Annotated in this window: 25 protein-coding genes and 5 pseudogenes; 12 read left to right on the forward strand and 18 right to left on the reverse strand. The window is 70.0% G+C overall.

Annotated features, from left to right (window positions below):
* Together ACFYZJ_RS30275 and fabD are read right to left on the reverse strand one after the other, a co-directional pair.
* Positions 1 to 425 (reverse strand): biotin carboxylase N-terminal domain-containing protein (locus ACFYZJ_RS30275; protein WP_388573229.1); only part of this gene is annotated, 425 nt, incomplete at its 3' end.
* Positions 426 to 630: 205 nt separating this feature from the next.
* A complete protein-coding gene (gene fabD, locus ACFYZJ_RS30280) occupies positions 631 to 1,611 on the reverse strand; it encodes an ACP S-malonyltransferase (RefSeq protein WP_388573231.1) in 981 nt (326 codons plus the stop codon).
* 404 nt (positions 1,612 to 2,015) lie between these two features.
* Between fabD and ACFYZJ_RS30285 the strand changes: the two genes are divergently transcribed.
* Together ACFYZJ_RS30285 and ACFYZJ_RS30290 are read left to right on the forward strand one after the other, a co-directional pair.
* The gene (locus ACFYZJ_RS30285) at positions 2,016 to 2,918 is read left to right on the forward strand and encodes a response regulator transcription factor (protein WP_388573233.1); all 903 of its coding nucleotides are present in this window, start codon (positions 2,016 to 2,018) and stop codon (positions 2,916 to 2,918) included.
* 77 nt (positions 2,919 to 2,995) lie between these two features.
* Positions 2,996 to 3,337, forward strand: a complete 342-nt coding sequence (locus ACFYZJ_RS30290; RefSeq protein WP_388573235.1) for a hypothetical protein — start codon at positions 2,996 to 2,998, stop codon at positions 3,335 to 3,337.
* A 347-nt stretch (positions 3,338 to 3,684) separates the two neighbouring features.
* Here the strand turns inward: ACFYZJ_RS30290 and ACFYZJ_RS30295 are convergent, their stop codons facing one another.
* The 4 genes from ACFYZJ_RS30295 to ACFYZJ_RS30310 form a co-directional block, all read right to left on the reverse strand.
* Positions 3,685 to 4,722: an LLM class oxidoreductase gene (locus ACFYZJ_RS30295; RefSeq protein ID WP_388573237.1), complete on the reverse strand. Its 1,038-nt coding sequence runs from the start codon at positions 4,720 to 4,722 to the stop codon at positions 3,685 to 3,687.
* A 184-nt stretch (positions 4,723 to 4,906) separates the two neighbouring features.
* The gene (locus tag ACFYZJ_RS30300; protein WP_388573239.1) at positions 4,907 to 5,734 is read right to left on the reverse strand and encodes an aldo/keto reductase; all 828 of its coding nucleotides are present in this window, start codon (positions 5,732 to 5,734) and stop codon (positions 4,907 to 4,909) included.
* A gap of 172 nt (positions 5,735 to 5,906) precedes the next feature.
* Positions 5,907 to 6,335 carry a heme-binding protein gene (locus ACFYZJ_RS30305; protein WP_388573241.1) on the reverse strand — a complete coding sequence of 143 codons (429 nt, stop codon included), beginning with the start codon at positions 6,333 to 6,335 and terminating at the stop codon, positions 5,907 to 5,909.
* Between the two features lie 62 nt (positions 6,336 to 6,397).
* Positions 6,398 to 7,612: an MFS transporter gene (locus tag ACFYZJ_RS30310; protein WP_388573243.1), complete on the reverse strand. Its 1,215-nt coding sequence runs from the start codon at positions 7,610 to 7,612 to the stop codon at positions 6,398 to 6,400.
* Positions 7,613 to 7,772: 160 nt separating this feature from the next.
* Here ACFYZJ_RS30310 and ACFYZJ_RS30315 point away from each other — a divergent pair, with 160 nt between their 5' ends.
* The 4 genes and pseudogenes from ACFYZJ_RS30315 to ACFYZJ_RS30330 all read left to right on the forward strand — a co-directional run.
* The gene (locus ACFYZJ_RS30315) at positions 7,773 to 8,243 is read left to right on the forward strand and encodes a MarR family winged helix-turn-helix transcriptional regulator (protein WP_388573245.1); all 471 of its coding nucleotides are present in this window, start codon (positions 7,773 to 7,775) and stop codon (positions 8,241 to 8,243) included.
* A gap of 17 nt (positions 8,244 to 8,260) precedes the next feature.
* On the forward strand, positions 8,261 to 9,190 hold the full coding sequence (locus ACFYZJ_RS30320; RefSeq protein WP_388573247.1) for an NADP-dependent oxidoreductase: 930 nt from the start codon (positions 8,261 to 8,263) through the stop codon (positions 9,188 to 9,190).
* Positions 9,191 to 9,312: 122 nt separating this feature from the next.
* On the forward strand, positions 9,313 to 9,681 hold the full coding sequence (locus ACFYZJ_RS30325) for a nuclear transport factor 2 family protein (RefSeq protein WP_388573249.1): 369 nt from the start codon (positions 9,313 to 9,315) through the stop codon (positions 9,679 to 9,681).
* A gap of 129 nt (positions 9,682 to 9,810) precedes the next feature.
* A pseudogene (locus ACFYZJ_RS30330) lies at positions 9,811 to 10,354 on the forward strand (IS5 family transposase); the annotation flags it as partial.
* Between the two features lie 251 nt (positions 10,355 to 10,605).
* Here ACFYZJ_RS30330 and ACFYZJ_RS30335 read toward each other — a convergent pair.
* Together ACFYZJ_RS30335 and ACFYZJ_RS30340 are read right to left on the reverse strand one after the other, a co-directional pair.
* Positions 10,606 to 11,070, reverse strand: coding sequence for a MarR family winged helix-turn-helix transcriptional regulator (locus tag ACFYZJ_RS30335; RefSeq protein ID WP_388573251.1), 465 nt, complete (start codon positions 11,068 to 11,070; stop codon positions 10,606 to 10,608).
* 334 nt (positions 11,071 to 11,404) lie between these two features.
* Entirely contained in the window at positions 11,405 to 12,322 is a 918-nt protein-coding gene (locus ACFYZJ_RS30340; RefSeq protein ID WP_388573253.1) for a LysR family transcriptional regulator, read from the reverse strand.
* A gap of 147 nt (positions 12,323 to 12,469) precedes the next feature.
* On the opposite strand from ACFYZJ_RS30340, the gene ACFYZJ_RS30345 reads away from it, so the two are divergent.
* Both ACFYZJ_RS30345 and ACFYZJ_RS30350 read left to right on the forward strand, forming a co-directional pair.
* Positions 12,470 to 13,480 (forward strand): aldo/keto reductase, encoded by a 1,011-nt coding sequence (locus ACFYZJ_RS30345; protein WP_388573255.1) that lies wholly within the window; start codon positions 12,470 to 12,472, stop codon positions 13,478 to 13,480.
* Positions 13,481 to 13,509: 29 nt separating this feature from the next.
* Positions 13,510 to 13,923: an SRPBCC family protein gene (locus ACFYZJ_RS30350; RefSeq protein ID WP_388573257.1), complete on the forward strand. Its 414-nt coding sequence runs from the start codon at positions 13,510 to 13,512 to the stop codon at positions 13,921 to 13,923.
* Between the two features lie 366 nt (positions 13,924 to 14,289).
* On the opposite strand, the gene ACFYZJ_RS30355 is transcribed toward ACFYZJ_RS30350, so the two are convergent.
* The 4 genes and pseudogenes from ACFYZJ_RS30355 to ACFYZJ_RS30370 all read right to left on the reverse strand — a co-directional run.
* Positions 14,290 to 14,721, reverse strand: coding sequence for a hypothetical protein (locus ACFYZJ_RS30355; protein WP_388573259.1), 432 nt, complete (start codon positions 14,719 to 14,721; stop codon positions 14,290 to 14,292).
* A 36-nt stretch (positions 14,722 to 14,757) separates the two neighbouring features.
* On the reverse strand, positions 14,758 to 14,955 hold the full coding sequence (locus tag ACFYZJ_RS30360) for a beta-ketoacyl synthase N-terminal-like domain-containing protein (RefSeq protein WP_388573261.1): 198 nt from the start codon (positions 14,953 to 14,955) through the stop codon (positions 14,758 to 14,760).
* An 885-nt stretch (positions 14,956 to 15,840) separates the two neighbouring features.
* Positions 15,841 to 17,022, reverse strand: a complete 1,182-nt coding sequence (locus tag ACFYZJ_RS30365) for an ISAs1 family transposase (protein ID WP_388573262.1) — start codon at positions 17,020 to 17,022, stop codon at positions 15,841 to 15,843.
* A 785-nt stretch (positions 17,023 to 17,807) separates the two neighbouring features.
* Positions 17,808 to 17,903 (reverse strand): annotated as a pseudogene (locus ACFYZJ_RS30370) (AAA family ATPase); the annotation flags it as partial.
* A 575-nt stretch (positions 17,904 to 18,478) separates the two neighbouring features.
* Here ACFYZJ_RS30370 and ACFYZJ_RS30375 point away from each other — a divergent pair.
* Positions 18,479 to 18,817, forward strand: coding sequence for a MerR family transcriptional regulator (locus ACFYZJ_RS30375; protein ID WP_388573264.1), 339 nt, complete (start codon positions 18,479 to 18,481; stop codon positions 18,815 to 18,817).
* Between the two features lie 327 nt (positions 18,818 to 19,144).
* Positions 19,145 to 19,225: pseudogene (locus ACFYZJ_RS30380) on the forward strand (hypothetical protein); the annotation flags it as partial.
* Positions 19,226 to 19,517: 292 nt separating this feature from the next.
* Here the strand turns inward: ACFYZJ_RS30380 and ACFYZJ_RS30385 are convergent.
* Entirely contained in the window at positions 19,518 to 19,781 is a 264-nt protein-coding gene (locus ACFYZJ_RS30385; RefSeq protein WP_388573266.1) for a hypothetical protein, read from the reverse strand.
* 733 nt (positions 19,782 to 20,514) lie between these two features.
* Here ACFYZJ_RS30385 and ACFYZJ_RS30390 point away from each other — a divergent pair.
* Both ACFYZJ_RS30390 and ACFYZJ_RS30395 read left to right on the forward strand, forming a co-directional pair.
* Positions 20,515 to 21,324, forward strand: a complete 810-nt coding sequence (locus ACFYZJ_RS30390; RefSeq protein ID WP_388573268.1) for an RNA polymerase sigma factor SigF — start codon at positions 20,515 to 20,517, stop codon at positions 21,322 to 21,324.
* Between the two features lie 3 nt (positions 21,325 to 21,327).
* The gene (locus ACFYZJ_RS30395) at positions 21,328 to 21,651 is read left to right on the forward strand and encodes a hypothetical protein (RefSeq protein ID WP_388573270.1); all 324 of its coding nucleotides are present in this window, start codon (positions 21,328 to 21,330) and stop codon (positions 21,649 to 21,651) included.
* Between the two features lie 55 nt (positions 21,652 to 21,706).
* On the opposite strand, the gene ACFYZJ_RS30400 is transcribed toward ACFYZJ_RS30395, so the two are convergent.
* The 5 genes and pseudogenes from ACFYZJ_RS30400 to ACFYZJ_RS30420 form a co-directional block, all read right to left on the reverse strand.
* Entirely contained in the window at positions 21,707 to 22,108 is a 402-nt protein-coding gene (locus tag ACFYZJ_RS30400; RefSeq protein WP_388573272.1) for an integrase core domain-containing protein, read from the reverse strand.
* Between the two features lie 26 nt (positions 22,109 to 22,134).
* Positions 22,135 to 22,791: a hypothetical protein gene (locus ACFYZJ_RS30405; protein WP_388573274.1), complete on the reverse strand. Its 657-nt coding sequence runs from the start codon at positions 22,789 to 22,791 to the stop codon at positions 22,135 to 22,137.
* A gap of 45 nt (positions 22,792 to 22,836) precedes the next feature.
* Positions 22,837 to 23,112 (reverse strand): hypothetical protein, encoded by a 276-nt coding sequence (locus ACFYZJ_RS30410; protein WP_388573538.1) that lies wholly within the window; start codon positions 23,110 to 23,112, stop codon positions 22,837 to 22,839.
* 61 nt (positions 23,113 to 23,173) lie between these two features.
* Positions 23,174 to 23,416: pseudogene (locus ACFYZJ_RS30415) on the reverse strand (FAD binding domain-containing protein); the annotation flags it as partial.
* Positions 23,416 to 23,965, reverse strand: a pseudogene (locus ACFYZJ_RS30420) ((2Fe-2S)-binding protein). The pseudogenes ACFYZJ_RS30415 and ACFYZJ_RS30420, both read right to left, overlap by 1 nt.
* Between the last annotated feature and the right edge of the window lie 3 nt (positions 23,966 to 23,968).

Raw genomic sequence — 23,968 nt, forward strand, 5'->3', positions numbered from 1 at the left:
TCCTCGGCCCCGGAGACGGGGTCGGGGGTGCCGGCGACCAGGGGGGCGCCGGCGCGCTGGGCGATGTGGCGGGCGGCGACCTTGTCACCCAGGTCACGGATGGCCTGCGGCGGCGGGCCGATCCAGATCAGCCCGGCGTCGAGCACGGCCTGGGCGAAGTCCGCGTTCTCGGAGAGGAAGCCGTAGCCGGGGTGGACGGCGTCCGCGCCGGAGTCCTTGGCGGCCTGCAGGACCTTGTCGATGTCCAGGTAGCTGGTGGCCGGGGTGTCGCCGCCCAGGGCGAACGCCTCGTCCGCGGCGCGGACGTGCACGGCGTCCCGGTCCGGATCGGCGTACACGGCCACGCTGGCGATCCCGGCGTCCCGGCAGGCCCGGGCGACGCGGACAGCGATTTCGCCACGGTTGGCGATCAACACCTTGCGCAGCATGACGCGAATACCTCCAGAAAGACCGTGAGGTCGTCCCGTCCGCCAGGGCGCGGGCCTCACCGGGCAGGTGGGCGGATCAGGAGGAGAGCAGGTCCAGGGTGGGGGGCAGCAGGGGGGACGGCATCTCAGGGCCCGCGGCGCAGGCCTGCGGGCAACGGGCCTGTGCCCGGAAGGGGGCGGAGCCGTGCGGATGTCGCGGATGTCAGACGGGGGCCGCCGTCGCGCCGGCTCCGGCGCCGTCCAAGGCGAGGGCGTCCACCGCGGCGGCGAGTTGGTCGACGGTTCCGGTGGTGAAGGTGAGGGCGGCCGGATCCGTCCTGCGGCACAGACCGCTCAGCACGCGCCCCGGTCCCACCTCGACATACCGCCGCACCCCCCGGCCGGCCAGCGTGCGCACCGTACCGGTCCACTGCACGGGCGCCGACAGCTGCCTGCGCAGGGCGGAGGCGACGTCCTCAGCGGTGGTCACCGGGGCGGCGGTGACGCTGGAGACCATGGGCACCGAAGGGGCACGGAAGTCGACCGCGGCCAGCGCCTCGGCGAACTCGTCCTCGATGTCCCTCATGAGCGAGCAGTGGAACGGCGCGCCCACCGCGAGCGGCACGACACGCCGGGCGCCCGCCTCTTTCGCCGCCTCGGCCACCGCCCGGACGGCCGCCGTCTGCCCCGAGACCACGCTCTGCGCGGGTTCGTTGTCGTTGGCCATCTCCACCACCTGGCCCGTCTCGGCGACCGCCCGGGCGCACAAGGCCCGGACAGTGGACACGTCCAGGCCCACCACGGCCGTCATGGCCCCCGGGACCCGCTCGTTGACCTCGGCCGTCAGTCGTCCGCGCAGCCGCACCAGACGCAGGGCGTCCTGCCAGGACAGCACGCCGGCGCACACGGCGGCCGCGTACTCGCCCAGGCTGTGTCCGGCCACGACGTCGGGCACGATGTCGTGGGCGCGCAGCACGTCCAGGACGACGATGCTGGTCAGGAAGACCGCCGGCTGTGTGACCGCGGTGTCCCGCAGGGCCTCGGCCGGCCCTTCGTGGCACACCCGGGACAGCGGAAAGCCCAGCAGGTCGTCGGCGGGGCCGTAGTAGGTCTCCACCAGGTCGGGACGCCGCTGCACGAAGTCGGCGCCCATGCCGACGCGCTGCGAGCCCTGGCCGGGGAAGACGAACGCTGTGGATGTCATCTCAGGATGCTTCCTCTGCTCCGTAATGCACTCCGGACGGCCACGGCCCCTGTGGGACGGGCCACACGGATCAGGGAATCCCTCGGGCAACGCCCGGTGAATTCCCGGTATGGCGGTGAGAGAAGTCGACCGGCGCTTCAGAAGCGTCACCGGCGCAGGTCACGGCGTCAAGGCTGCGAAAGGGACGGGCAAAGCTTCTTCAGAGGACTGCAAAACCCGGAAAACGGCGACAAGGGATTGTTAGGGGAATGCAAGGAGGCCTGCACTCAGGAGCCTCTCCCTATACCTTTTCGCCCCGAGGGATAGGGCGTCGGCAACCCGATGCGCGACCGCCGGGAAACCGAAGGCTTTTTCTCTGTCCCAGTTCTCACCGGTTCCGGACCGCCGATCGGAGGGTGAAGGTCGTGCGCGTACTGCTCGTCGAAAGCGACCACCAGCTGGCCCAGTGCCTGACCAAAGGTCTGCGGCGGCAGGGGTTCGAGGTGGACCACGTCACCACGGGAACCGAGGCGCTGCGCTCCTGCCCGCGGGCCGACGTCGTGTTGCTGGACCTCGGCGTTCCGGACGTGCTGGGTGTGCGCCTGTGCCACGACATCCGAACCGGCGCCGGCGTGCCCGTTGTGGCGGTCAGCGCCGACGGCACGGAGGCCACCCGTGTCCGCGCCCTGCGTGCGGGCGCGGACGACTGTCTGGACAAGCCCTACGGCTTCCGGGAGTTGCTCGCCCGCATCGAAGCGGTCACGCGCCGGTCACGCACCGCACGGCCCGGCGGCGTGCAACCCGGCCGCGACGGTTCGCCGGTGAGCATCGACGTGGTCGCCCGGGAGGCCCGTGTCGGTGAGCGTTGCCTCGCGCTCACGGAGAAGGAGTTCGACCTTCTGCATCTTCTGGTGTCGCACGCGGGGACCGTCGTCTCCCGGGACCAGATCATGCTCCAGGTGTGGGGCGAGGCCCGCAACCGGCGCAGCCGCACGGTGGACACCCATGTCGCCAGCCTGCGGCGGAAGTTGGGGGACGACCACCGGTGGATCGTCACGGTCCGCGGCGTTGGGTTCTGCTTCTCCCCTCCCGGTCGGCCCACCCCGGTCCACCCCGTCGAACCGGCCGTCGGCACCCGGCCGCAACGGTGGAACCGCCCGGGCGGCCGTGGCACAGGCGGCGCCACCACCGCAGAACCGCTCAGGTCCGTCCACGCCACGTCGCGCCTGCGCGACCGGCCGGGACGCGAACGCCATCCGCACCGGCCGTCGCCCGACGGCTTGAGGACACTGAGCCCGCAAGGCCCGTGGCCACCCGCGGGCCGCTGACCGGGCGGCGCGCGAAGTCCGGCGACGGCCGAAGACGCCGCCCACGTCCGCAAACTCGCAGAACGGACACACCGTGGGTGGTCCGCTGGAACCTCGACCACACCGACCGGCAGATCGCCTCTCTCACCGCGTCGGAAGCCGTCACCATCGCCCAGCAGAAGATTCAGGGAGTGGTGTCGCGCAACAGCAAGCACTACCTCGCGACGAGCGCCGGCCCGTCCACGAAGGGCTCGCTGCGCACCTTCAACTCCGGCGACTCGACCGCGACCACCGTCTGTGACCTGGCCATCGGCTGCGAGGATCTCAGCTACCACAGCAGTGGCGCGTCCGGCTGGGCCTACAGCGAGTCCGTCATCTGGAACCTCAGCGAGTACGTCGGCAAGCGGGGCGTCTACGCGGTCCACGCAGACGGTTCCTAGCCGCGCCGCGGGTTTCCCGCACGCGCCCGCGCAGCCGCAGCGGGCGGCGCGGCACGGCAGGCGAGCGGCCACCCGGCGCCCGACCACGTGCCGGACACGCCGGGTTGTCTCGCACCGGAGCAACTGCTGGGCGTGCAGCCCGACGTCCCCGCCGGCCTGTTCGCCGTGGGCCTGGACGCCCTGGTGCCGGGACATGAGCTGTCGGACCGTCAGTTGCTCACCCGCCGCACCTCCGTCCCCACCTTCGATCGTGGACGCTGCGTGGGGCGAGTGAACAACCGGCACACGAGGCGTGTGCGCAGCGGGTGGCCCGGGGAACCGGTCGGGGCACACCGCTGCTGCGTTCGTCACGCCGTTGCCGTGCTGCGGCTGTCCGCTGCGGCGGGCGCGATGGTGGGGAAATGGGGGAGGACTTCCTGGGCGAGCTCGTGGAGGACCTCGTCGACGGGGCGGTCGCCAGGCCGGAGGTTGAAGGACACGTGGGCGACGCCGAGTTCGCTCATCTTCGTCAGATGGTCGACGAGGGCGCGGCGACCGGTGCGCAGGCCGAGGCGGATCGCCGTGGCCGGGGTGTCCGGGTCCGCGGTGAGGTCCAACTGCATGGGCGTCAGGTACGGTTTGGGGCCGTCCGCGGTCAGCTGCTGCCATTCGCGGATCTTCAGCCGCAGCGCGCCGAGCGGGCGCGGGTAGTTGAGGGAGGCGTCGGCGTTCTGCGCGATCCATTCGGTGGACTGCTGGGCGTGTCCGGCGATGGCCAGCGGGATGGTCGCACCGGTGGGCTTGGGCAGGACGTCCAGGCCACGGTCGCCGTGCAGGCCCCATGCGGGCAGGCTCATGCCCTGCTCAGGTGGGTGAGTGGTCCAGGCGGTGCGGAGTATGTCGACGCTTTGGCGGAAGGTGGCGCCGCGGGCCTGGAAGTCCTCGCCGAACAGGGGGTACTCGACCGGCCGGTCTCCGCCGGCCAGGCCGAGGACGAACCGGCCGCCGGAGAGCACATCCACGGTGGCTGCCGCCTTGGCGACGAGCAGCGGCCGGCGCAGCGGCAGGACCACCGCGGCGGTGCCGAGCACGGTCCGTCGGGTGACGGCGGCGAGGTGGCCGAGGTGGGTGAAGGTCTCGAAGACGGATCCGGCGTCGCCGAACTGCTGCGGGTCGTACAGGGGCACATCCCGTACCCACAGTGCGGCGAAGCCGAGGTCGTCGGCGAGGCGGGCCAGGCGGGCGTGCTCGGTGAGGTCGGGGACGCCGAAGGGGCGGCCGGCCATGCGGTCGGCGCGCAGTCGGGTGCTGCCCCAGTCGTTGTCCAGCGGGAGCTCGAGGCCGAGGGTGAGGCGACCGTGCGGGTTGACGAGGCGGTCCAGGGCGGTGTGCGGGGCGTCGGACACGGGGGAGGCACCTTTCTGGCCGGCAGAGGTGGGCGTTTCTGGCGGGCGGAGGCAGGGGAGCGGAGGAAGGCGGGCGCGGGGAAGAACGGGGGAGAGGACGCCGGCGCGGGCGGGAAGGGATGGTCCGCCCGCGCCGGGCCGAGGGGGCGGGTGTCCGGGACGGCCGTAAGCCGAGGGCTGGACCTCAGTTGAAGGTGTCGGGGTCCGGGCCGGTGCGCAGACCGCGGTCGAGCGCGGCGATCGCGGCCATCTCCTGCTCCGACAGGGCGAAGTCGAAGACGTCGATGTTCTCCCGGATGCGGGCCGGGGTGACCGACTTGGGGATGACGATGTTGCCGAGTTGCAGGTGCCAGCGCAGGACGACCTGCGCGGGCGACTTGCCGTGCTGCGCGGCGATGGTGGTGATCGCGTCGTCGCCCAGGACGGCACCCTGCGCCAGCGGACTCCACGCCTCCGTGGCGATGCCGAGGTCGGCGTGCACGGCGCGCAGCTCGTTCTGCTGCAGGCCGGGGTGCAGCTCGATCTGGTTGACGGCCGGCACCAGGGCGGCGCCGTCCAGCAGACGCTTCAGATGCGCCGGCTGGAAGTTGGAGACGCCCGCGGCCCTGATCCGGCCGTCGGCAGCCAGCTTCTCGAGGGCCTTCCACGACTCCGGGTACAGGTCGCGGGCCGGTGTGGGCCAGTGGATGAGGTAGAGGTCGACGTAGTCCAGCCCCAGCTTGGCGAGGCTGGCGTCGAAGGCCTTCAGCGTGGCGTCGTAGCCCTGGTCGGCGTTCCACAGCTTGGTGGTGATGAACAGGTCGTCCCGGGCGATGCCGGAGCCGGCGAGGGCCTTGCCGACACCGGATTCATTGCCGTAGATCGCGGCGGTGTCGATGGAGCGGTAGCCGGCCTCCAGGGCGGCTGTGACGGCGGCGGTCGTCTCCGCGTCGGGGACCTGGAAGACACCGAAGCCGAGCTGGGGGATCTCGACGCCGTTGTTGAGCGTGACGGTGGGGATGGAGGCGTTCATACGCGCAGACTCCTTGCGTGGTGATGGGCGGTGCGAACAGGGTGGGCCCGTTTGCCTGCGGTGCCCGTTGGCCGGTCTCGCGGGCCGGGGGCACGCCCTGGGCTGCTGCGCCTGCTTTGCCGGCCGGGCCGGTGCCCGGCGTGCTGCAGGGGGCGCTGACAGTGAGACGTCCTCAGGCGAGGGTGGTCAGTGCCGTGGTGGCGAAGGCGTGGTCCTGTTCGGGGCTGCCGCCGCCGACGCCGATGGCGCCGATGAGGCGGTCGTCGCGGTGGATCGGCAGGCCGCCTGCGATGAACAGGAGCGGCCGGTCGAGGGCGGTGGGCAGGCTGTGGAACGGGCCGTCGGGCTTGACCAGGTCGACGAGGTCGGCGGTCGGGGCGTTCAGCTGCAGGGCGGTGTAGGCCTTGCGGGTGCTGGTCTCGCCGGAGATCAGCACGGCGCGGTCGTCGCGCCGGAAGGCGAGAAGGTGGCCGCCCGCGTCGAGAACGGTGACGCTGACGGTGACCCCGGCCGCCTCGGCGGCGCGACGGGCGGACGTGATCAGGACTTCGGCGTCCTGGGTGGTCAGCGGGGCTGCAGAGGCGGCCGTGGGGGTGCTCATGGCGGGTTGTCTCCTTGGTCGGTGGGGTGCGGGCTTGTTCGGGCCGGGCGCGGCCCTGGGGGTCAGTGCTCGAGGAGGACGCCGCTCTGCTGGACCTGCGCGGAGCCGGCCGCGACGTTGCCGGAGGCCCGGCGCCTACGGCGGTCGAGGAACGCGGCGAGGAAGGACAGCAGCAGGGCGGTGCCGGAGAGCAGGGCGCCGACCCAGTTCGGTGAGGTGTAGCCGAGGCCGGCTGCGATCACCACGCCGCCGAGCCAGGCGGCGAGGGCGTTGCCGAGGTTGAAGGCGCCGATGTTGGCGGCGGAGGCCAGGGTCGGGGCGGCCGAGGCCTGGTCGAGGACCCACTTCTGCAGGGGCGGCACGGTCGCGAAGCCGAGCGCACCGATCAGGGTGAGGGTGATCGCTGCGAGGACCTTGTCGTGGGCGGTCGCCGTGAACAGCAGCAGGGCCAGCGCCAGGGCACCGAGCGTGGTGAAGAGCATGGGCATCAGGGCGCGGTCGGCGAACTTGCCACCCAGCAGGTTGCCGAGGAACATGCCGACCCCGAACAGCACCAGCAGCCAGGTGACGGCGCCCTCGGAGTAGCCGGCGACCTCGGTCATCATCGGGGTGATGTACGTGATCGCGGCGAACACACCGCCGTAGCCGAGGACGGTCATCGCCATGGCGAGCCAGACCTGCACGTTGCGGAAGGCGGCGAACTCGTTGCGTAGGCTGTCGGTCTCGGGCTTGCCCATCTCGGGGACGAGCTTGGCCACGCCGAGGAGGCCGATGATGCCGAGGGCGGCGACGACGGCGAAGGTGACACGCCAGCCGAGGGCCTGCCCGATGTAGGTGCCGCCGGGGACGCCGACGATGTTGGCGACGGTCAGGCCCATGAACATCAGGGAGATGGCGGAGGCCTTCTTCTCGGGGGCCACCAGGTCGGCGGCGACCACGGAGCCGATGCCGAAGAACGCGCCGTGGGCGAGCGAGGCGATGATCCGGCCGATCAGCATGACGCTGAAGCCGGGCGCGAAGGCCGAGAGGGCATTGCCCACGATGAACAGGCCCATGAGGAACATGAGCATCTTCTTGCGGGACACCTTGGTGCCCAGCCCGGTGAGCAGCGGGGCGCCGATGACGACGCCGAGCGCGTAGCCGGAGACCAGCCAGCCGGCCGTCGGGATGGTGACCCCGAAGTCGTCTGCGACCTGGGGCAGGACGCCCATGATCACGAATTCGGTGGTGCCGATCCCGAAGGCCCCGATGGCCAGGGCCAGGAGCGCGAGAGGCATGGGGGAGATACCTTCCAAGCGATTGCGTTAGACGCTTACGTTCGACCACAATAGTTGCAGACGCGGTATAGATGCAAACATGGGTTGACGCACATTGCATCTGCCATCGCATGCAAGTATTGATGGTGCGGGCCTGGCCCGCCCGACGAAGGGGACTCCTGTGACCGTCACCGACCCAGCGCTCTGCGCCCTGGCCCAGGGCTGGTGCGCTCTTTCTCTGCTTCACGGCAAGATCGAGGCTCATCTCGAAAGGGCTCTGCAGACCGGACACGGCCTGAGCGCCCGGGAGTACTCGCTGCTCGACGTCCTCAGCCGCCAGCACGACGGAGTCGGTGGACACCTGCAGATGAAGCAGGTCGCCGACAGCGTCGCCCTCAGCCAGAGCGCCACCACCCGCCTGGTCACCCGCCTCGAGGACCGCGGACTGCTGTCCCGCTATCTGTGCCCCACCGACCGCCGGGGGATCTACACCGACGTCACCGACGCCGGTCTGGAGCTCCTTCAGGCGGCCCGTCCTGCCCACGACACCGCTCTGCGCGCAGCACTTGCGGAGACGGCCCAGGACGTCAGGCTCGAGCCGCTGGTCCGGGCCCTGCAGTCGCTGCCCATCCGAGTTGCTGCCGCCGCCTGAAAGGAGCGCGTCCGTCCATGAAAGCCATGGCACTGCGCCGGTACGGTCGTCCTGAGGACCTGCGGTGGACAGACCTGCCGGACCCGAAGGTGGCGCCCGGCGAAGTCCTCGTGCGGGTGAAGGCGGCCGGGGTCAACCCGGTGGACTGGAAGCTCGCCGAAGGACGGCTCGACGCCGTCATGGAGACCGGCTTCCCGCTGATCCCCGGCTGGGATGTCGCCGGCGTCGTTGAGCAAGTGGGCTTCGACGTCAGCGAGTTCGCCCCAGGGGACGGGGTCTTCGGTTACATCCGCAAGGACTCGGCTCAGTTCGGCGCCTATGCCGAACTGGTCTCTGCGCACGTGCGCCTGCTGGCCCGCAAGCCTGCCGCGCTCACCTGGGAGGAGTCGGCGGGCGTTCCCCTCGCGGGACTGACCGCCTACCAGGCCATCCAGCGCATCGGCCTCCAGGCGCACGAGACGGTTCTCATGCACGGTGCGGCCGGGGGTGTCGGCTCGTTCGGTGTCCAGATCGCCGCCGCACTCGGAGCGCGGGTCATCGCGACGGCGAGTGAGCGCAACCACGATTTCGTCCGCGCCCTGGGGGCCGTCCCTGTGACCTACGGGGCCGGCCTCGCCGACCGCGTTCGTGAGCAGGCCCCACAGGGGATCGACGCCGTCGTGGACTTCGCCGGAGGTGACGCGGTGGACGTCTCGCTCGAGCTTCTCGGCGAGCCGGGCAGACTGGCCTCCATCGCCGATGCGGGAGCCGCTGCCAAGGGCGGGCACTACGTCTGGGTCCGGCCGGACCGGACCGACCTCCAAGCGCTGGCCGACTTGGCCGACGACGGCCGACTGGCCGTCCACCTTGACCATGTCCTGCCCCTCCGCGACGCAGCGGAAGCCTGGCGGATCAGCCAGAGCGGTCACACCCGCGGAAAGATCGTTCTGTCGCTCGCAGAGCACTGACCCGACCCGGGTGCGCTGCGGGCGATGCGGTATCGCCGGCAGCCTTCCCGCGTTGCGATGTCACTCAGTCACCCCAACTGGAACAGGGCCGATGTCGCCGGTCCTGTGAGAAGGAGCTCACCATGACCACACCTCCCACGGCCAACCGCCGCAGTCCGCAGGAAGTGTTCGCCGATCACGGCGCACGACTGGGTACGGGAGACCTTGACCACGTCGCCGCCAACTACGCTGAGGACGCCGTGTTCATCACACCGTCCGGCGTTCTGCACGGCCGTCAAGGAGTCAAGCAGGCAATCGCCGAGTTGCTGGCAGACCTCCCGGACGCCACCTGGGAGCTGAAGCCGCAGTTCGCCGGCGACGTGATGTTCCTCGAATGGTCGGCAGCCAGCCCGAGCGGGCGCCGTGTGGACGACGGCGTCGACACGTTCGTCTTCCGAGACGGGCTCATCCGGGCCCAGACCGTCCGCTACACCCTGACGGCCGGCGGCTGACGCGAAGGCGCCGGCTGAGGCCGCTGCCTGAGGCAAGGGTCCCGCGCGGCCTCCGGCACAGGATCCCCGCCACGGATGCACCTTGCAAGGACAACCGCGCAGTCGTCCCCGCGCTACCGCAGGGACGACTTCAAGTACCGCACCGGTGTGCCCTGGAGGGACCTGCCGGAGCGATTCGGGCCCCGCAGACAGTGCACGGACGGTTCGCCCGCGGTCTGCCGACGGCACCTCCGGCCGGCTCCTGGCCGCGGCCCAGGGACAGGCGGAGGCGGACTGGCTGGTCACGCTGGACTCCACGACCGATGCGGCCCAGCAGCACACTGCTGCCAAAGGGGGCTCGAGGAGCGTGGGCTCGGATGCTCCCGCGGCGGGCTGACCAGCTGGATCCACCTGGCCTGTGACGGCGGGGCCGCCCGCTGGCGTTCCTGGCCACCGGCGGCACCCGCAACGACTGCACCGAGGCTGAAGCAGCCATCGGCAAGATCCGCATCATGCGGCCGGGCCGGGACGGCCCCGCATCCGGCCCGGGCGGGTGGTGGCCGACAAGGGCTACTCGGCCCGCGCCTTCCGCGCCCATCTCGGACGCCGCGGCATCAAGGCGACCATCCCCGAACGCACCGACCAGCTCGCCGGCCGTCGCGGCCGTCGCGAACGGCCGCTTCGACAAGGCCGTCCCCAGGCCGGTGTGGTCGGCCCCGTTGTTGGTGTAGGTGGTGCCGTGCATCTACACGGCCAGACCTGCGATCGTGCTCAGCCTGCCCCGGCGCGACGGCACGGGCGTACCGCCTTCGAGTGTTCCCCTTGAAGAAATCCGCGCGCGGTGGGAGCGCTTCCTGGAAGGTCTGGACGGCACTTCCTAGGGGTGTCTCATCGATCGGGCCGGATCAGGCACCGGGCACCGCGAGCCCGGCATGGAGACACCCCCTAGCGTGCGGGCACCGGGCTCGTCGACTGCATGACCTCCACCAGCGGAACCAGTTCGGGAGACTTGGCCGCTTGGTCGAGCGCCTCGCGCAGCGCGGCATCGTTGGTCGGGCGCGCCTCGGCCAGGAGCTTGAGGCCGGCCGCGGTGACGTCGGTGTAGATGCCGCGCCGGTCGGTGGGGCACAGGTAACGCTCCAGCAGTCCGCGGTCCTCGAGGCGGGTGACCAGGCGGGTGGTGGCGCTCTGGCTGAGGACGACGGCGTCGGCGACCTGCTTCATCTGCAGGTGTCCGCCCTCCCCGTCGTGCTGGCGGCTGAGGACGTCGAGCAGTGAGTACTCGCGCACACTCAGGTCGTGCTTGGCCTGCAGAGCGCGTTCGATGTGGGCCTCGATCCTCCCGTGGAGCAGGGAGAGGGCGCACCAGCCTTGGGCGAGGGCGGTGAGTGCCGGGTCCGTGGCGGTCATATGGGTGAGGCCTCCTTCTGTGCGCGGCGGGAGAATTCAGGGTAGGCCACCGCTGAAATAAACCGCTGTCGCCTATAGAAAGCGCCAGCAAGTTATTCCGTATTCCCGCCCGAATCGCGCGTGCCCGCCCTCGGCTCTTCACGGTGCTCGCCTTGCCCACGGATCGGGGCAGGTCGGCAGCGTCTCGCAGGGGGACGGCAAGCGGCAGCCGGCCGGGGCCGGCATCGGGCACCTGAGTGGTGTCGTCCGCCTGCGCCGTCGGCTCCCGTATCGGGGTGGCTGTTCCTCACCGTTGTCGCGGCCGGAAGTCCGCGCCTGTCGAGGCCGGGGGCGATCACTGCTGCGCAGTGATCCGGTTTGTGCCGGTGGTGCCGAGGACGGTGGCGCGGAAGGATGCCACCAGGGGCCGCAGGTCGACTCGGTGCCATGCGGCCCACAGCTGGACGCACGTGTGGTGCCAGGGGAGCTCGCGCACCGCGACGTCCTCGGTGGTGGCGCGGACCATGCTCTTCTGCACGAGTGCGAGTCCGAGCCCGGAGGCGACCAGACCGAGCGCGGTCAGTGGCTCGGCGGCGTTGAGGCGGATGTCGGGCGTGAAGCCGGCTGCCGTGCAGGCGGCGACGAACGTGTCGCGCCAGGCGGGGTCCTGGGCGTTCTCGACGGCGATCCACGGCTGACCGTCGAGGTCCCCGGGGGTCACCTCTTCCTGGTCGGCCAGTGGATGCCCCGCGGGCAGAACGAGCAGCAGCGGGTCCTCGAACAGGGGCGCGGCCAGCAGGTCAGGGTCATCCGTGGACGGAGGTTCATGGACGAGCGCGATGTCGAGGCTGCGCTGCCGCAGGCCTTCGAACTGCTCGGCCGGTGGAAGGTTGTACAGAGCGATGTGGACGCCGGGGCGTTCGCTGTGCAGGGCGCGAAGTGCGCCGGGCAGGATGCCGGTGTGCATGGCGTCGGCAACGTAGCCGATGCACAGGCCGCCCTCTTCTCCGCGGCCCAGCCGGCGGCCCAGGTTCTCCAGGCGGTCCGCGTGCCGCAGCAGTGCGCGGGCTTCGGCCAGGAAGACCTGGCCGTCCCGGGTGAGCCGGATTCTTTGCTGGCCGCGTTCGAACAGGGTGAGGCCGAGGTTCTTCTCGAGCTGAGCGATCTGCCGGCTGAGCGGTGACTGGGAGATGTGCAGCCGCTCGGCGGCCTGGCCGACGTGCTCCGTCTCGGCGACGGCGACGAAGTAGCGGAGTTGCCGCAGGTCAAGCATGTAAGACCTCGAAGGACTCAAGTGTGTCCAAGTAAGTCTTGGACAGTCTCAAGTCTAGATCCTAGCCTCGAACGCGTCAGGCCGACGGGCCGCGCAAAAGGCGCGAAGAACACATCCGTCGCCGTTCGCACAGCAAGGATCTTCACTATGTCCATCAAGTCCTTCCTGCCCGGCCGCCTGGGCTTCGGCACCGCGCCGCTGGGCAACATGTTCCGGGCCATACCCGACGAGGAGGCCGCGGCCACCGTGGATGCTGCCTGGAACAACGGCATCCGCTACTTCGACACCGCACCCTTCTACGGCGCGGGCCTGGCCGAGATCCGGCTGGGAGAAGCGCTGGCAGACCGCCCCCGCGACGAGTTCGTCCTCAGCACGAAGGTCGGCCGCGTCATCCTCGACGAGATCGAGGACCCGTCCGCCCGCGACCTCGGCGAGAAGGGCGGACTGTTCGAGCACGGACGCCCCAACAAGATCGTCAATGACTACTCGGCCGACGCCACGCTGCGCTCCATCGAGGACAGCCTCAAGCGGCTGAGGACGGACCGCCTCGACATCGTGTGGGTGCACGACGTCGCACAGGACTTCTACGGCGACGAGTGGCTCGCCGCCTACGAGACGGCCCGCACCGGCGCGTTCCGGGTTCTGCAGAGGCTGCGCGACGAAGGCGTCATCAAGGCCTGGGGCCTCGGTGTCAACCGGGTCGAGCCCCTGGAACTGACGCTGGACCTCGACGAGCCCAAGCCGGACGCGTTCCTCCTCGCCGGCCGCTACACACTGCTCGACCATGAGCGGGCCCTGCAGCGGCTGCTGCCGGCCGCGAAGGATCAAAGCGTCGACATCGTCGTCGGCGGGCCGTACAGCTCCGGCGTCCTGGCCGGAGGACAGCACTTCGAGTACCAGAAGGCCCCGGTCCAGGTCATCGCCAAGGTGGAGCGCATCAAGGCCCTCGCAGAGCAGTACGGCGTCGGCATCAAGGCCGCAGCACTGCAGTTCTCGCTTGCTCACCCCGCGGTCGCCGCGGCCATCCCCGGCGCCTCCCGGCCGAGCCGCATCGCCGAGGACGTCGCCGCACTCGGCGAGATGGTACCGACTGCCTTCTGGACGGCTCTGCGCACGGAAGGGCTGATCGCTCAGGACGCCCCCGTACCCAGCGCCTGACCTCCACCCCACCCTTTCAGGAGACGACCGTGGCAACCACGACCGCAACCATCGACATTCCCGTGCCCGCCGAGCGCGTCTGGCAGCTGATCGGCGGCTTCGACTCCCTGCCCGACTGGCTGCCCTACATCCCCAAGAGCGAGCTCGGCGAGGGCGGCCGCGTCCGCACCCTCACGAACGAGGAGGGCGGCGTCATCGTCGAACGCCTCGAAGCGTTCGACCATCAGGCGCGTACGTACAGCTACTCCATTCTCCAGGCCCCGTTCCCTGTCATCGGCTACCGCTCCACCCTCACCGTGCACGAAATGGCCGACGGGCAGAGCCGTGTGGAGTGGTCCGGCACCTTCACACCGGCAGGTACAAGCGATGAGGAAGCGATCGCCCTGTTCCACGGCATCTACACCGAGGGGCTGGCCGCGCTGAAGAAGACACTCGACGCGTGACCACGGACACGGAAGGCCCGGTGGCGCCTTCGGACTCCACCGGGCCTCCCGGCCGACGTCAACTGGCCCGGGGACGGGGCCTTGCGAGTCAGCGGCGAAGCCTGCCCGAAACCGACGGGTTGAACGGCGGTCCTGCCGGATCCCTCGTTGGGCACACCCCAGCCGAGCGCCTCCGCCCAGAACCGGCCGACCGCCGGGTCACCAAGAGCCTTTGTGTTCACCCGAACTGCTCGCGGTGTCATGCCGGCGATCCTGCGCACGCCGCAATACTTCGAGTGGGGCGGGCAGCGCAGCCGGCATCACGAGGGGGCGACAACCGGGCCTGAGCGGCCCATGCCGTCCAGCGTGACGGTCGAGATCTGGCCGTCACTTGGTGAAGACGAGACTGACGTTGTGTCCGCCGAACCCGAACGAGTTGGCCAGCGCAGCGGACCACTGACCGGTGCGCCGCTCACCGCGCACCACGTCCAGTTCCACCCGCGGGTCGAGTACGTCGAGGTTGCGCGTGGCCGGCACCGTGCCGTCCTTGAGCGCGAACAGAACGGCCATGGCGCCCACCGTTCCGGAGGCTCCCATCATGTGACCTGTCATCGACTTCGTCGCCGTCACCGCGTGGCTGCCGATCACTCGGCCGATCGCCTCGGCCTCCGCCAGGTCACCGGACTCCGTCGAGGTGGCGTGGGCGTGCACGACCCCAATGTCCGCCGGGGCCAGGCCCGCGTCGCGCAGCGCCAGTTCCATGGCGAAGGCCTGGCCTTCCGAGTCGGAGGCCGTGATGTGGTTCGCGCTCGAACTCACGGCACTGCCGGCGAGCGTGCCGTAGGCACGTGCTCCTCAGGCCCGGGCGAACTCGGCGCGTTCGAGCACCATCATCCCCGCGCCCTCGCTCATAACGAACCCGGACCGCTTGACATCGAACGGGCGCGACACGGTCTCCGGGTCCGCCGACTGCGTCGACAGGGCCTTCATCTGGGCGAATGCCGCGATGGTGAAGGGATGCACGCATGCCTCCACCCCACCTGCGACGACCACGTCCGCGCGCCCGCTGCGGATCAGATCCTGTCCCAGGGCGAGGGCCTCTGCTCTCCGGATGCACAGGCACTCACCGGAGTCCTGGCGCCTCCCCTCGCCCCCAGGGCTTCGGCGTAGTGGATAACGTCCGGTGTGTGATCAGCCGAGGCCGAGGAGCGCGGGGGCCGTTGGGGCACGGGCATTGCGTCGCAGCCGCGATGTTGGTGACGTCCGTCAGCTTCGTCGCGCCGACGGCGAGGTTGCGCCGGGTGGCCATCGCACAGGGCGCGTTGTCCTCTGGGATGGCAGTATGTCGTCTTCGGTGAAGAGATGGATCAGGTGGCGACATGGGCGAGACGAGTCGTAAACCACGACGGCCGCGCAGGCGTGTGGCGACTGTGCTGATCGCTTCCGGCGTCCTCGCCGGCGCCGCGGCATGGGCGATCGCCGAGATCAGGGACAGCGAAGTGCAGTTCCAGGCGGTCTCCTCGCGTGCTGCCGTGGTCGGCACCTGGCAGGAACAAGGTGGTTCCGCGCGGATACGACTCGATTCCGACGGCCGGTTCACAGCGACTACCCTCCCCGATGTTGTCTTCAATATGGCGGACAGGAGCGCCGGGAGGACGAGTGCTACCGGTACTTGGACGCTCGACCCGACCAGAGAAGGTATGGAGCTCGTCCCGGCCGGGTCACCACGTTCCTTGGACGTCCACCAGGAGAGCGGTCTGGGGATCGTGCGGACGGACCATGCGACAGAGCTCTGCGTGCTCTCCAGCAGTCCGGGAGTGCTCTGTGACCATCTGCTCCGACGGGTCTCCGGATAGTCGACCGTTGGAGGCGGAATCGCCTGCCTGCGACCTGACGGTCCATCGGATTTTGGCATGGTCGGGTGACGTCGGTTTGTGATCATGCGAGGCCGAGGAGGGCGAGGGGTTGCCGGGCGTCGCGCGCGTTGCGGCGGAGGCCTGCGGCGATGTTCCTGGCGCCGCTCAGCCGCAGGGCTCCGACGGCGAGGTTGCGCCAGGTCGCCATAGCACGGGGAGCATTGTTGGTCCGTAGTTGGGAGGCGTCCTCGGCGAAGGTGGTGTCGCGGACGTGGTGCAGTGCCTCGATCTTCCAGTGGTCCCGGATCAGTTGCACGAGCCGGGCCGGAGTTGCCTGTTCAGCGGTCAGGCTGGTGACCGCGTAGATGGTCGTGACGGTGGCCCTGCCGGTCTTCCGGTCTGTGCGGCGGCGCTTGATCTGGACTGCCTGCCGGGCACCGGGGAAGAGCAGGTTGTTGACAGTGGCGACCTTGATCCGGCGGGTCGCGGAGCGGCCATGTCCGGTGCCACGGGTGCGTCCCTGGAGCGGGATGTCCCTCCAGGGAAGGGATTTGAGCTGTTTGCGCAACTTCTTCTGGTTGTCCTTGACGATCGCGATGTAGTGGGCCCGGCGGCCGAGGAGGTAGGCGGCGTGCTCGCGCTGGGTGTGCAGCGCGTCGCTGGTGACCACCATCCCGGCGAGGTCGGCGACGTGGTCCAGCAGCGGCTGGAAGCGGGTGGTCTCGCCGGTCTTCTCGCCGACGTCGAGTTGGGCCAGGACCAGGCCTGTGGTGTGCTCCACGGCGGCGAGCAGGTGGATCTTCCGGCCCCGGGCTTTGGCCGCGCCGCGCAGGCTCTTGCCGTCCACTGACAGTCCGCGCAGCCCAGAGCCAGCGGGCCGGTGGTCGGCGAGCCAGCCGCCTACCGCTCGGTCCAGGGAGTCGCCGTCGCTGCGGGTCAGCAGCCGGCGGACCGTCGACTCGGCGGGGACCAGCCGCCGCGGCAGCACCGGATCGGGTCGCATGCCGAGCCGGTCCAGCACGTGCGGCGGTGCGTCCGTGATCCACTCACCGACCGCCAGCAGCGAGGTCGCCCCGGCCAGCACCGCACACGCCGTCAGGGCGAGGACGACGGCCAGCGCGTGCCGCACGCCGCGTGGATCGCGCGGGTCCGGTACCTGGGCCAGCCGCTCCAACAGGCCGGGCACCTCCCCGGCAGCCGCCTCGGGCTGCTCGCGGAGTTGGTCAAGGGCGGGCGGGATCGGGGATGATGCGTCGGCGGGCACGGTCTTCCAGGCAGGTCACGGGGCGTCGAGAACTCCATGATCTTGGGGCCGTGCCTGACCCCTTCCAGCCCCACTACCCAACGAACCGTCACGAACCGAACACCCTCCGACTACGCCGAAGCCCTGCTTCGCCCCCAGGTCCATGCTCACCGAAGCAGCCGGCCCGGTTTCTTCGTTGTCCCGTCGGCATCTGCCAATCCGTCCGAGGACCGTGCGTTCTCGGGTTGATCAGGCGCGGGCACTGGAGGCTTCTTGGTCCACTGGCTGGTGCGGGGGTTTTTGCGGGTGAGGCGCCGGGTCATCATGGTGATGAGTGCCCAGTTCAGGTGGGCTTTCGAAGTGCTGGGGAAGGCGTTCGTAGTCGCGTGCGTTGCGGCGGGCGTTCATGCACCAGCCGATCGTGCGCTGGACTTTCCAGCGGCGGGGCAGGACTACGAAGGGGCAGTGCGGCGAGGACCGCCAGGCTCGCTGCGAGAGCCAAGGCGCGGCGGTTGCCGGACCCGTCGCGACCTGGTCCCTTCCAGGCCCGCCCCCAGGGCGAATCCGGTGATTTTCAAGCTGGCGCCGGTGGTGAAGATCGCATCAGCGCCGGTCCCGACATCTCGTCCCCGGCGCGAGCGGGCACGAACCGTCTGGTGATGTCGGTCCGCCCCTACGTTGTCGAGGTTGCTTCCGGCCTCACCACCAACCCGGAGCTCAGCCTGCCTCCAGCTTCAACCGGTCCCTGCGAGGACCGGCGGCGGGCCTCTCATCCCGCGAGATCCATCAACGCCTCGTGGCGTACAGCCCAGCCCATCAATACAGAGAAGATCGACTCGGACGTAGCGTGCGATGGTCTTGGTCAGCACCTTCTCGTCCGTGGCCTCGACCAGCTCGTTGACGCGCGGCGGACGAGTAGCTGGTGGTGGCCGGGCCGCTCGTCGACGATGTCGGCCAGAGCCCATCAAGACAGCCAAGCCTGAAGCCCCAACCTGCTGGGCACCCTTTCAGGTGTATTTGAGGCAGAGTTCCCCACCCGAACCACGGAGGAAATCTGTCATGACTGAGGTAGACATTGGTCATTCGCAGGGCTACCGTTTCTCCTGTACCCAGGAAGTCGAAGTGGGCACGGCAGACAGGAACTGCCGTGCATGCAGGTCGAGCAGGACGCGACCCGAAGGGGCCGCGAGCAGTACCCGCGTTATCCAGCAGTACAACCGAGTAACCGAAGGTAAGGAGCAGAACGCCATCAGGATCGCCCGGGCGAGGAAGCAGTCCGCCCGGGTACCGCAAGGCCCCGGATTGGAAGGTGGTCCCCGGTCACGCATCCGCGATCCCCGCAGTCCAGCCCTCCCAGGCGGAACCTGCGGACAAAGAAGGCCGACGCAGTCGGCCGGTAGATGGTGTTGAAAGCTCGGGGCCCGGGTGCCAATACGGCACCCGGGCCCCCCGACGCATCCCCCGAAAGAAGAGGTCTATGCCCCCTCGTAGTACCCGGCCCGCCGATATCCTCGACGACGACGACTACCCCGCCTACACCATGGGCCGGGCCGCCGAGATGCTCGGCACCACGCCCGCCTTCCTCCGCGCCCTCGGCGAACACGGCCTGATCACTCCCTTGCGCTCCGAAGGCGGCCACCGCCGCTACTCCCGCTACCAGCTGCGCATCGCCGCCCGTGCCCGCGAACTCGTCGACCAGGGCACCGCCATAGAGGCCGCCTGCCGCATCGTCATCCTCGAAGACCAGCTCGAAGAAGCTCAGCGCATCAACGAGCAACTGCGCGCCCAAGGCGGCCGGCCGCAGTCGAAGCCATGAGCCTGACAAGGACGCCGGGTGCGGCCCCCGACGCCGACCGACCAGCGGACCAGGCACCCCTCACAGGTCCGTGCCGCCGCCTCGCGCTGGGCCGCAACCAGTACGCGCACAGCACTACACAAGGACCCCGACATACCTGCCGGGGTCCTTGGCCGTTCAAGTGCAGCTGCCTGATGGCACCCCCTCGGCGGCGCCGATGACGAGGTGACCGACGCGGTCGCAGAGCAGACCGGCGCAGGCCCGGACCGCGGGGTGTCGGTCAATACGCTGTGGCCCCCGGTGGAGCCGAAGACCAGAGGATGGACCTTCCTCACCCATCACGCCCGCGTGCTGCTGGTCATCGCACGCGCTCCTGACCTGCGCCTCCACGACATCACCGCGGCCTGCCACATCACTGAACGCTCCGCCCAGAGCATCGTCACCGACCTCGAACAGGCCGGCTACCTCAGCCGCGGGCGCGACGGACGGCGCACCCGCTACACCCTCCACATGGACGGCGCTCTCCGCCATCCAGGAGAGACCCACCTGCCCGTCCGCGGACTGCTTGCTCTCTTCGCCCAGCGTGCCGCAGGCAGGGACGCGGGCGAGGGACCGGCGTGGTGTGGCACCTGCCTCGCGGATCGCGACGGCGGGTGGGAGATGACGCCGGGCCAGACGCCGCAGACGCGCCACTCCGAGCCGGAACGAGGGCTTGTCACGGTTACGAGCCAGGATTCATACCGCCGCCACCGACCCAGCCGTAGATCACGTCGACCTCCACACCGGCGTCCAAGGCCAGGACCTCGGGCGCCACACCGGCACTCCAGGCTGCGAGCACCGCGCGCCGTAGTTCCTCCGCGCGTGTGGCCAGCCCCACCTCGGCGGCCTCCGCGGAAGCCGCCGTCAAGGCGCCGGCGTCCTCGGTCAGTCGTTGCGCCGCCCGGCGTACAGCGAGGCGTTCCTCTTCCCACCGCTGCTCGTTCACCCTCAGCCTCCCAGAGGACGCAGCTGTTGATCAGTCCTGCGTGGTCGGCCCGCAGCACCATCCGCAGCCCCCACTCGGCCGTCACGGGCAGCGGATACAGGGCAGCGTCATCGTCATATGCACCTGCACCTGACGGGCACCCGCAGGCGGACCGGAGGCAGGCATGACGGCTGCCAGCGCACCGTGTCGAGGCGGGTCGTCAGAGGGCGGTACGGTTCCCGCCGGGCGCCCCGGGTGCAACGGGATGGGAGCTGGGACTGCTGCTGCAGGAACTCATCCCCGTTCACCTCCTCGGGCCCACGGCGGGTCAGATCAGGCGACGACGCATCGCGCCCTGAGCCAGTTTACGCCGATCCCGAGGCATCTCACCCTGGTGCCGGGCCCCCGAAGGCCGGGGTAGTGAGCGACTGGCTTCAAGAAGAAGAGCCGCACCCTTCGCTGATTCCTGGAGGCGGAGAGGGGATCAACCCGTGCGGGGTTGACGGTTTTTGTAGTGCGAGGAGCGGGTGGAGGGGGGAGCGTGAGAGGGCATCGCCCCTGGACCTTCCCAGGACCGGCGTTTGCGGTGCATGCGCCCGGGCAGGCGCGACTCAGTGCTTCGGACAGCAGGCACATCCGTGGGAGTGGTGCATCACGCCACGGTGTGCCCTGTCGCACCCGCCACGCCCCTCCCACGGTGACCGCCCCACCCAAGGCACCCAGCACAGCACCAGCAAGGGAGTTGCGACGCACCATGCAGACCCGAGCAAGCGTGAACCACCCCCACGACGACGCCCCCGACACCACGCAGGCCTTCCGCAGGCTCACCTCACTCCCTGCGGGCCCCGCGCGTGACACGCTGCGCGACGAGATCGTCGAGGCCTGGCTGCCCATGGCCGAACGGCTCGCGGGACGCTTCCGCAACCGCGGAGAGAACCTGGACGACCTGCGTCAGATCGCCTTCCTCGGCCTGGTCAAGGCCGTGGACCGCTACGACCCCGAGCGCGGGCACGCCTTCGAGAGCTATGCCGTCCCCACCATCACCGGCGAGATCAAGCGGCACTTCCGCGACCACATGTGGACCCTGCACGTGCCGCGCCGCGTCCAGAACCTGCGCAACCGCGTCCGCTTCGCCGTCCAGAACCTCTCCCAGACGGTCTCGGGCCGCAGGCCCACCGTCGCCGAGATCGCCGAGCACGCCAACATGAGCGAGGAGGACGTCCTGGCCGGCCTCGAGGCCCTGGAAAGCTTCACCGCGCTGTCCCTGGACGCCGAACTGCCCGGCAGCGAGGACGGCTACTCGCTCGGCGACTCGCTCGGCTCGCCCGACCCCGCGCTCGACACCGTCGTGGACCGCGAGGCGGTCAAGCCCCGCATCCAGGCCCTCCCGGAGCGCGAACGCGCCATCCTGTACATGCGCTTCTTCCAGGACATGACCCAGAGCAGCATCGCCGAGCACCTCGGTATCTCGCAGATGCACGTCTCCCGCCTGATCAGCCGCTGCTGCTCCAAGCTGCGCGAGCAGGTGATGCGGGATGCCGCCTCACCGGCAGCGCACCGCTGACTCGTGACCGCCGAATTCGGTCCCGGTATGGGCGCTGACGACGAGGACGTGCTGCTGGCCGACGTGCGCCGGACACTGGAGCGTGCCGGCTTCGACCCGGCCCCGCCGGACAGGGACCAGCACGGGCTGCGGCTGCGCCGCGAGGAAGACACGGTGGTAGTGACCTGGGAACCCGTCAGCGGGCTCGCCCCCATAGGGCATGCGGACCTGGAAGGCATGCGCTCGGCTCTGCGGCACGCACGCACGGCAATCCTCGCGCAGACCGGACATGCGGTGCAGGCCGACCGTGAAACCGGCGAAGTGCAGGTCAGACTGCATCCCTCCTGAACCGCGGGTGAGCTGGTGGGCCGGGACGCCTGTACGTGCCGATAATCCCGTCACCCTATGCGACCTGTGCGTATTCGTGGATGAAGCCGCCAAGGCGATCGCGCCGGATGACATACGATGGGCCATCGGCGGCGGGTGGTTCGGGTGCGTCGACACCGTGGGGGCATCGCTGTCCGAGTGATCGGTGAGGCCGATGTTCGTTGTAGTGGCCGGCATACTCGTCGACGACGAGGCGCAGGCGGCGCTCGCGGGTGATCAGGACCCGGTCGGTGGCTTCGCGGCGGCAGGATCCGACCCAGCGTTCGGTGATCGCGTTCATCCGGGGCACCCCCGGCAGGATGGGTACCACGCGGGCGCCGGTGGCGGTGAAGACCGCGTCGAAGCCCTCCGTGAAACAGCCGGCGCTGTCGCGGATCAGGTACCGGATGCCGGCGGTGCGTGAGTCGTCCAGGTTCATCAGCAGGTGCGGGCCTGCTGGATGGTTCATTCGGCGGTGACATTGCGGGTGACGCCGGCGATGTGCACCCGCCGGGTGCCGTGTTCGATGAAGAACAGGACGAACAGGTGCCGCAGGAAGACCGTGTCCACGTGGAAGACGTCGACGGCGAGGATTCCGTGAGCCTGGGCGGTGAGGAACTTCGGCCAGGAGCGGCCGGCTCGCTGGGGCGCCGGATCGCCCCCGGCCCGCTGCAAGATCTCCCAGGCGGTGGAGGCGGCGACCTTCCAGCCCAGGTTGAGCAGTTCGCCGTGGATCCGGCGATACCCCCATCCGTCGTTCTCGCGGGCCAGGGGCAGTAACCAGGACGCGCAGTGTCTCGGGCCTGGCCGGGCGGCCGGGCCTCGGCGCGGATAGGTCCATTTCTGCGTGACCAGCCTCGCGTGCCGGCGCAGCACGGAACGTGGGGTTGTGACCAGCAGCTTCAGCGCCGAACGGCGGCGCTTGCTCAGGAGGCGGAGCAGGGCTGCGAGCACGGCGCGGTCCCCGAGGCTGAAGGCGGGCTTGGGGTTGCTGCGCTGCAGGACGGCCAGCTGGTGCCGGAGCACCGGTATTTCGACGTCCTTGGCCGCGGAGGACCGCGCCAGCAGGCGCAGCCAGTCGAGCAGCAGACAGTTGAATCGGTGGACCAGACGGAACGTCACGATATCCAAGCGTGCGCCGACCGGCTCACGAGCGCCTCGACGTGATCACATCGTCACCCTCAAGTGGCATCTCAGCGTAGGTGACAGGATTGTCGGCACCCACAGGGTCAGCCGGGCGTCGAGCGGCATCAGGGCGACCGCGAGCTCACTGGCATGGGTGGCGACGCAGGACGCGCTCGTGCCGAGGATCGCCGCGCCGCGGTTGTCTCCGGTCCGCGCGGGGCAACCGCTGCCGGGTTGCCGCTTGTTGCACGGGGTGGCCGGATCGCCCAGGTAGCCGAAGCGGGTGCGCTGCAACAGGTTGCCGCCGATGCTGGCCATGTAACTGCGGTGCGGCGCTCGCCATCAGCGCCTGGAGGATGACAGGGAACTGCCTGGTGACCAGCGGATGGGCGGCGACGTCGCTCATCCGCTCCACAGCGCCGATGCGCAGGCCCCGTACGCCGGCCCGGATCCCTTGCAACGGAAGTGCGTTGATGTCGACCACCTGGCCGGGCGCGATCAGCCCGAGCTTCATCAGGTCGACCAGTGTGGTGCCCCCGGCCAGGTACGCGGACCCGGGTGCCGTGCCGGCGGCCAGTGCCTGGGGCACGGTGGCGGCGGTGACGAAGTCGAAGGCCCGCATCAGCGCCCACCGTCCCGCACCTGCTTGACCGCCTCGACGATGTTGGCATAGGCGCCGCAGCGGCGGATGTTGCCGGACATGCCTTCGCGTATCTCGTCGTCCGTACCGGCGTCGCCCTCGGCCAGGAGGGCGACGGCCGACATGATCAGCCCGGGGGTGCAGAAATCGCACTGGAATCCGTCATGGTCGATGAACGCCTGTTGGACGGGATGCAGTGTGCCGCCCCCTCGGCCAGGCCCTCGACGGTGGTGACGGCGCGCGTGCCGACCGCCGCCGCGAGGGTCAGACACGACAGTACCCGCCGCCCGCCGAGGTGCACGGTGCAGGCACCGCACTGCCCGTGGTCGCAGCCCTTCTTCGTACCGGTCAGACCGAGGTGTGCTCACGCAACGCGTCCAGCAGTGTCACCCGCGGGTCGATGCTGAGCGCATGGTGAGTGCCGTTGACGGTCAGCGTGAGGTCGATGGCGGATCCGCGGACCTGGTCGGCCGCGGCGTGTGCCGAAGCCGTGTCCGTCAAAGGCGCGTCCGCCGGCCGTGCGCCGGGCATGAG

Origin of the sequence: Streptomyces sp. NPDC001848, from assembly GCF_042891915.1 — a bacterium.
Classification (GTDB): domain Bacteria; phylum Actinomycetota; class Actinomycetes; order Streptomycetales; family Streptomycetaceae; genus Streptomyces.